This window comes from Aeromonas molluscorum 848 (assembly GCF_000388115.1).
GTDB classification, from domain to species: domain Bacteria; phylum Pseudomonadota; class Gammaproteobacteria; order Enterobacterales; family Aeromonadaceae; genus Aeromonas; species Aeromonas molluscorum.
The window spans coordinates 1-6,850 of record NZ_AQGQ01000195.1 but is presented as its reverse complement, the minus strand read 5'-3'; the positions used below and the strand labels follow the sequence as shown (position 1 = coordinate 6,850).

The following is a 6,850-nucleotide window of genomic DNA, read 5'->3' as shown; positions in this document are numbered from 1 at the left end:
TTTTCGACCCGCTGCTTGCTGTTGGCCGCGGAACAGCGGCTATTGATACCCGTAGCGCCATTGACGGCCGATCCCACCGCTACCTGTCCGGCACTGCAACCAGAGGAAAGGACGTCAGCCTGAGCAGAGAGGGAGACCAGGATCAGGGGAACTAGAAAGAGAGACTCGTGCTTCATGACAGACTCGCGATAGCTGAAAAACGACCGCCAAGTCTAATGGCCTGAGGAGTGAGCACAAGCATTGATGAGTGTGACTCAGCAGCCTGACCGGGCAAGGCACACTCAGTTTTGTACCCAACCGGCATGCTGGTCGAGGGGCGTACCAGGAATAGCCTGACCGCTTGCCATCCCTGTCAATGGGCGCCCCGAGGCTCGCCAACTGTCATCAAAACATCATCAAAACGTCACTTTGTCATAAAAGTGTCATCGAGCCTTGTTGTAATGCGCCGGTCAAATTCATCAGCAGACGGCCAGCGCCGTCCCAAGAGGCTTTATGCACAACCCTGACTCCTTGCCGCAGCAGCACAACTCCTCCCATCGTGCGCTGTTCCACTGGATAACTGTGATAGCGCTGGTCTACCTGATCCTGGTGGCGGTGGGCGCCGTCTCTCACGGCTTCAAGTTGTTCTCCGGTGGCGCCGAGGGTGCGGCCGAAATCTTTGCGTTTGCCAACAACCCCTTCGTCGCCCTGCTGCTCGGTATCCTGGCCACGGCCCTGGTGCAGTCGTCCAGTACCGTGACCTCCGTCATCGTCGGCCTGGTCGCAGGCGGCCTGCCGCTGGCCATGGCCATTCCCATGGTGATGGGCGCCAACCTCGGCACCACCATCACCAACACCATCGTCTCCATGGGTCATATCCGCGACAGAACCGAGTTTCGCCGCGCCTTTGCCGCCGCTACTGTCCATGACTTCTTCAATTTGATGGCCGTCTTCATCTTCCTGCCCCTGGAGCTTGCCTTCGGCCTCTTGCAGCACAGCGCCGAGTTCCTGGCCCATCTGCTGGTCGGCTCGACCGACATGTCGATGAAAGGCATGGACTTCATGAAGCCGCTGACAGCGCCAGCCATGCAGCTCATCGATGCCGCCGTCGCCTTCTTGCCCGGCAAAGGCCCTGCCCTGGCCACCATCGCCATCGGTATCCTGCTGATCCTGGGGTCGGTCACCTACCTTGGCAAGGTGCTGCAAAAAGTGCTGGTTGGTCGCGCCAAGGCGCTGTTGCACAAGGCGCTGGGTCGTGGCCCCCTCACCGGTATCGCCTCGGGCACTCTGGTGACCATCATGGTGCAATCCTCCTCCACCACCACCAGCCTGATGATCCCTCTGGCCGGCGGCGGCGTCTTCACCACCCGCCAGCTCTACCCCTTCACCCTGGGCGCCAACATAGGGACCACCATCACGGCCCTGCTGGCAGCCACCGCCATCGGCGGCAGCGGCGCCGAACTGGCGCTGACCATCGCCCTGGTGCATGTGCTGTTCAACGTCTTCGCCGTGGTGCTCATCTATGGGCTGCCCTTCCTGCGCGACCTGCCCATCCTGGCCGCCGAGTGGCTGGCGCGGGTCGGCAGCGAGAACAAGTTGCTGGCACTGGGCTATGTGGGAGGCCTCTTCTTCGCCCTGCCTGCGCTGATGATGGCGCTGGCAAAATGACCCGCCCCCGGGCTTAACTGAATGGATTGATTCGGCAAGGAAGGGCGCCATTGGCGCCCTTTTGCTACCCCCGTTCGACTCACTGGGATAAGATATTCATCTCATTGTCTTGCAAGGATTTAGTGATGAAAATTGTGTTAATCGCCGTCCTGATCGCCCTGGCGGCGTACTACTTCTACTCCAGTAACAACAACAAGAAACTGGCCGAGGAGAATATCCGCGCCGGCGATCTCTTCCTCGCCGAGAACAAGGCCAAGCCGGGCATAGTGACCACCGAGTCCGGCCTGCAATATCAGGTACTGGCCGAAGGCGAAGGTGGCATGCACCCCAGCGCCAGCAGCAAGGTCAAGGTGCACTACGAGGGCAAACTGCTCGATGGCACCATCTTCGACAGCTCCATCGCCCGGGGCGAGCCCATCGAGTTTGGCCTCAATCAGGTGATCCCCGGTTGGACCGAAGGGGTGCAGCTGATGACGGTCGGCGAGAAGGCTCGCTTCTTCATCCCGTCCAGGTTGGGCTACGGCAACCGCGCCACCGGCAAGATCCTGCCCGGCTCCCTGCTTATCTTCGAAGTGGAGCTGCTCGCCATCGACTAGCAACACCATGAACGCACCGTGAAAAGGGAGGCACTGCCTCCCTTTTGTTTAGCCTTCCGTCTGTCCCCCAGCCATCTGCCTGCCTGATTATCAACCCTGAGTGAAGAGTGATTACACATCTAGCCTAATTGTTCACCACAAAAAGGGGGCGGATAATGACTTCATCGCCTGCCAAGGCCCCCTCTGATGGAGCACTAAGATGTCCCCTGTCTGGTTTATCTCCCACGGCGCACCGGATCTGGTGCTGCGCGACGAGCCCGCCACTCGTTTCATGAAGGATCTGAGCCTGGCTCCCGTCACAGGGCTGGTCGTCATCTCCGCCCACTGGTTCAGCCGCGAGCTGGAGATCAACTCGGCGCACAACCCGGCGCTCATGTATGACTTCCATGGCTTCCCCGATGCCCTCTACCGCGTGCGCTGGCCCGCCAGCAGCCCGGCATGGCTGCAACAGGCAGTGCAGGAGACCTTGCAGCAAGGGGGGCTGGCCGCCAAACCCGTCCTGCGCGAACTGGATCACGGGGTCTGGTCACCGCTCTCCCTGCTCGATGCCAGAAGCGAGATCCCCCTGGTGCAGATATCCATCCCGGCGGGCATGGACGCGCGCGCATTGTGGCAACTGGGCCAGGCGCTGGCACCGCTGCGCCAACAAGGCATTGGCATACTGGCCTCCGGCGCCATCACCCACAATCTGAGGGCGCTCGGCCCCGATGGCTCCCGCCCCCCGTCTGGGCCAAGGCGTTCGTTCACTGGCTGGAGGAGAAGATGGACAGTCAGGACAAGGCGGCCCTGCTCGACTATCGCGACCAGGCTCCGGGGGCGGTGCAATCCCACCCCCATGACGATCACCTGAGGCCGCTGTTCGTGGCCCTCGGCGCGGCAGGGGCAGACAAACCGGTCCGGCTGCATGATAGCTGGGACTATGGCAGCCTCTATATGGGCAGCTATCGCTTCGGTTAAGCCCACGTCATCCCACGATAAAATCGCCCCATAAAAAAGCAGAGGAGCCATGGCTCCTCTGCTTTTATTTCGCTGGTTGTGCGCATTAGCTCCTGATATTGACCGGCAGGCGGGGACCCCGTCAGCGAGACGGGTCGCCCGCCAGCAGTTGCTCCGCCTCTGTCACCAGCTGCTCGGTCAACTGGTGACTGCGCAGATAGCTGTCGATGAGGGCCTTGTCGGCCCGGCCCCCTGCAATTTGTTCATACCAGTGATCCAGCATGGCGGCGAAGCCACGGCGCGCAAGCACCGGTTGCCAGTCATTGGCGGCCAGGGTCTGTACCACCTGATCCCGGGCTTGGGTGCCCTGGGTGCAGTTCTCTATCTGGAGTGACAGGTTGTCGCCATAGAGGCTGATGCGCTCCTCGCCGACCCCGGCGCTGCGGTTCATGCTGCCACTGACCGCCACCTGCCCGCTCTGCCAGGCGACGCTCACCCCGGCCAGCATGGCCGGGTCCTGCGCGCTGGGTCTAAATACCCGGTGCAGGGCGCCACTTGGCAGGCCGCCATAGTGGCAGAGGCTGTCGAGCACATGGATAAAGTCATCAAACAGGAACTGACGGGGCAGCCCGGGCAGGGCGTGGCGGTGCTTTTGCCAATGCAGCTCGGTCACCGGCTGTGCCCGCCCAGCCGACAGCGCAGGCAGGTAGCGGCGATTGAAGCCCACAAACAGCGGGCAATCTTGCTGCAACGCAAGCTGGCACAAGGCCTCCACCTCAGCGGCACTGTCGCACAACGGCTTGTCGACGAAGGTGGGAATGCCCGCCAGCAGACTTCGTCTGGCCAGATCTCCGTGCACCGCCGTGGCGGCATGGATCATCACCCCGTCGGGGCGGCTCTCCAGCAGCGCATCCACCTCGGTGAAACACTCGGCAATACGGTACTGGCGGGCCAGCTTGTCGAGCACAGATGGACTCCGGGTGCAGAGCAGCGGCGTCACCCGCTCATCGCTGGCCAGCAGTGGCAAATAGGCCTTCTGGGCGATATCACCCAACCCAATCATGGCAATACGCATGGTGTTATCTCTCCCTCAAGACTGCGCCCAGCTTACCCCATCCTCTTGTGAGTTATGAAGGGATGGGCTAGCGTGGACTCCCTTTTTCCAAGCTCCGACCAAGATGACGCCGACTCTCTATCTGCTACGCCACGGCCAGACCCGCTTCAATGCCCAGCAACGACTGCAGGGCCACTGCAACTCCCCCCTCACCCCCTTGGGGGAACAGCAAGCCCGCGCCATGGGCGCCGCCCTTCGCCAGCAGCTGGACGACCCCGCATCTTGGACCCTCTATGCCAGCCCCCTGGGACGGGCCATGCAGACCGCCCGCCTCGTCTGCGACGAGCTGGGCATGAGCCATGACAGGATCCGGGTCGATGAGCGGCTCAAGGAGCTGGGCCTGGGGGAGTGGGAAGAGCGTCGCCTCGACGAGATCCGCCCCCTCTGTTTTGCCCTGCAAACTGGCGAGCCGGACTGGTACCTGCAAGCGCCAGATGGCGAGGGGCTGGCCAGCCTGCAAGCGCGCTGCCACGACTGGCTCCATGATGCGAGTCTGGGCTCCCGCCGCATCGCCGTCGCCCATGGTTTGTCCGGCATCATGCTGCGCGGCCTCTATGCGGGATTGAGCCACGAGGCGCTCTGGCAGCAGGAGCTGCCGCAAGATGCCTTGTTCCGCCTGCAAGGGGGAGAGATCACCCGTATCGCCTGCCAGGCGGCGCTACTGCCCCAGATTTAACGACATAAGCGGCGCGGCTTTAACGAAACAAGCGGCACTGCTGTGACGAAACAAGCCGCGCAAGCGTCAACATGACAGCGGGCCAAGAGGCCCGCTGTCAGGATGTCAGTTTTTGGGCTTGCCCCGCTCATCGACCAGTCTGCCCAGACGGGCGCCCAGTTCAGAGCAGAGCAGAGCATGGCGCAGGCGATGGCAGCGACCATCTGGATAACGTCAAACCCCTCCCTCTTCTCAAACAGCAACGGGGCCAGCAAATTGAAGGCGATGATCCCCATCAGCAGCCCGGTGCCACTGCCTATCTTCTCAAGCTTGGATTTGACTCTGACCGTCATCTGACTACTCCTGTGCAGGGGACAAACGCCCGCCTTGATGTTGATCGGGGATGGTCATCATGCCCTCCCCCTATCAATGGAACCTGGCCGCACAAGATAGCAAAGCCGCCCCCGCCTGACTGCTTTTATCGCCTCTGCCGCCACGCTTTGATGACAGGGCTCAAAAAACGAGAATTCTCTGATAGTTGCCTTCGTTTTGTGCTCGCTGGCCCAGCTTCATTTGACTTACCATAGCCATCCAGAACCTGTTGAGCTGCGATGGGTTGCTATCAGCGCGGGTCAAGGGAGCATATTGGAAGCTGTAATCCACGGGCGGTAGCGTGAGATTTGGTGACATTTCGCCTCATACAGAAAGGTGGGTGTCCCAGGTTTTTGCCAGATTTTTGATAATATATTTTTCGCGTCAAGGCAGGAGTTTTAAGTAATGAGCTACGATACTAATAATGGTTCAAGAAAACCATTTAAAGTATATTTTTCAAGAAAAGATACACCTTTAAAAGATGAGCACCTCCCTGCTATTTTATTATATCCAGCATCTGATAGCTGGAACGACTTTAATTATAAATGTAGATACAACTTTCATATTTATTATGACCATGTTCAATACGATATTCGCGGCCAAGTCTTTCTTGGTTTTCTATCAGAGGATGAACATATTGACGCGAGTGGTAAAATATCCGATCATGTTGATCTTATTGAGTCTAATGAACTGCCAAATTTTTTCACTTTGCAAGGTGAAATGCAAGACTACCGAAAATTTATTGAACAAAATGGAATAGATGAGTCGCAATATATATTGCTGGCTCTAAACGATCTGGTAGCATCAAAACGAGTATCTAAAAAATTAAGATTAGTTGAGGCCGCTCAAAAAACAGATGTTTTTAACTTGGCCTTCATGAGGGAATCAGGACGTTTCTTTGCATTCCATAATGCTGACTCAATTTTGGATGGTGTTGATGCAGAGATTTTTTCCAACATATCAACTAATCTATCACTTTCATATCAGGTCGCAGGTTTCTCAGAAAAACATATTTTCGATATGAATTTTGATGCGCAGAGTACTCTCCCAAAAAGAATCTGTGTACTGATTGGTCGAAATGGTTTAGGTAAAAGTCAAGCTCTCCGCTCCATCGTAAATTCCTTGGTCAAAGATAGTAATGATTTTTATGATATACGACACGGTAGACCTATGATTAGTCGATTATTAGCCATAGCGACACCCGGTGAAACTATAAATACATTCCCGGCAGAAAACACTAATTATAGAATTAAATATAGACGGTTGATTCTAAATAGAAGTGCACGAACGAAACATTCTAGAGGATTCTGCGAACTTTGCGTCCAACTTATTCGTTCGGAAGAGTCTATTGGCACACATGAACGGTGGGATTTATTTAAAGATAGCATTAATTTCTTACCCAACATAGAAAATATTGTAGTACCTTTAGATAAAGGCATAACTGTTTCAACTAGCAACGTTATAAATGTCAGGGGGAAAAACTACATTCCCCTATTAAGGCTTAATCATGGAGGAGAACAGGCAAAGCTA

6 protein-coding genes and 1 pseudogene are annotated in these 6,850 nt (G+C 57.0%); 5 read left to right on the top strand and 2 right to left on the bottom strand.

Features of this window, described 5'->3' with window-relative positions:
• The first annotated feature begins 492 nt into the window (after positions 1-492).
• The 3 genes and pseudogenes from G113_RS18035 to G113_RS18025 all read left to right on the top strand — a co-directional run bounded on the left by G113_RS18035 (position 493) and on the right by G113_RS18025 (position 3,200).
• A complete protein-coding gene (locus G113_RS18035; protein ID WP_005908216.1) occupies positions 493-1,647 on the top strand; it encodes a sodium dependent phosphate pump in 1,155 nt (384 codons plus the stop codon).
• Positions 1,648-1,772: 125 nt separating this feature from the next.
• Entirely contained in the window at positions 1,773-2,243 is a 471-nt protein-coding gene (locus G113_RS18030; protein WP_005908215.1) for an FKBP-type peptidyl-prolyl cis-trans isomerase, read from the top strand.
• Between the two features lie 199 nt (positions 2,244-2,442).
• Positions 2,443-3,200, top strand: a pseudogene (locus tag G113_RS18025) (DODA-type extradiol aromatic ring-opening family dioxygenase).
• 121 nt (positions 3,201-3,321) lie between these two features.
• Here the strand turns inward: G113_RS18025 and G113_RS18020 are convergent.
• Positions 3,322-4,254, bottom strand: coding sequence for a Gfo/Idh/MocA family protein (locus G113_RS18020; protein ID WP_005908214.1), 933 nt, complete (start codon positions 4,252-4,254; stop codon positions 3,322-3,324).
• A 103-nt stretch (positions 4,255-4,357) separates the two neighbouring features.
• Here G113_RS18020 and G113_RS18015 point away from each other — a divergent pair, with 103 nt between their 5' ends.
• Entirely contained in the window at positions 4,358-4,969 is a 612-nt protein-coding gene (locus tag G113_RS18015) for a histidine phosphatase family protein (protein ID WP_005908213.1), read from the top strand.
• Here the strand turns inward: G113_RS18015 and G113_RS18010 are convergent.
• Complete coding sequence (locus tag G113_RS18010; protein ID WP_005908212.1) at positions 4,966-5,301, bottom strand: hypothetical protein; 336 nt, start codon at positions 5,299-5,301, stop codon at positions 4,966-4,968. The genes G113_RS18015 and G113_RS18010 overlap by 4 nt on opposite strands.
• Positions 5,302-5,725: 424 nt before the next feature.
• Between G113_RS18010 and G113_RS21215 the strand changes: the two genes are divergently transcribed.
• The coding region (locus tag G113_RS21215) for an ATP-binding cassette domain-containing protein (RefSeq protein ID WP_201765029.1) at positions 5,726-6,850 on the top strand (1,125 nt) is incomplete at its 3' end.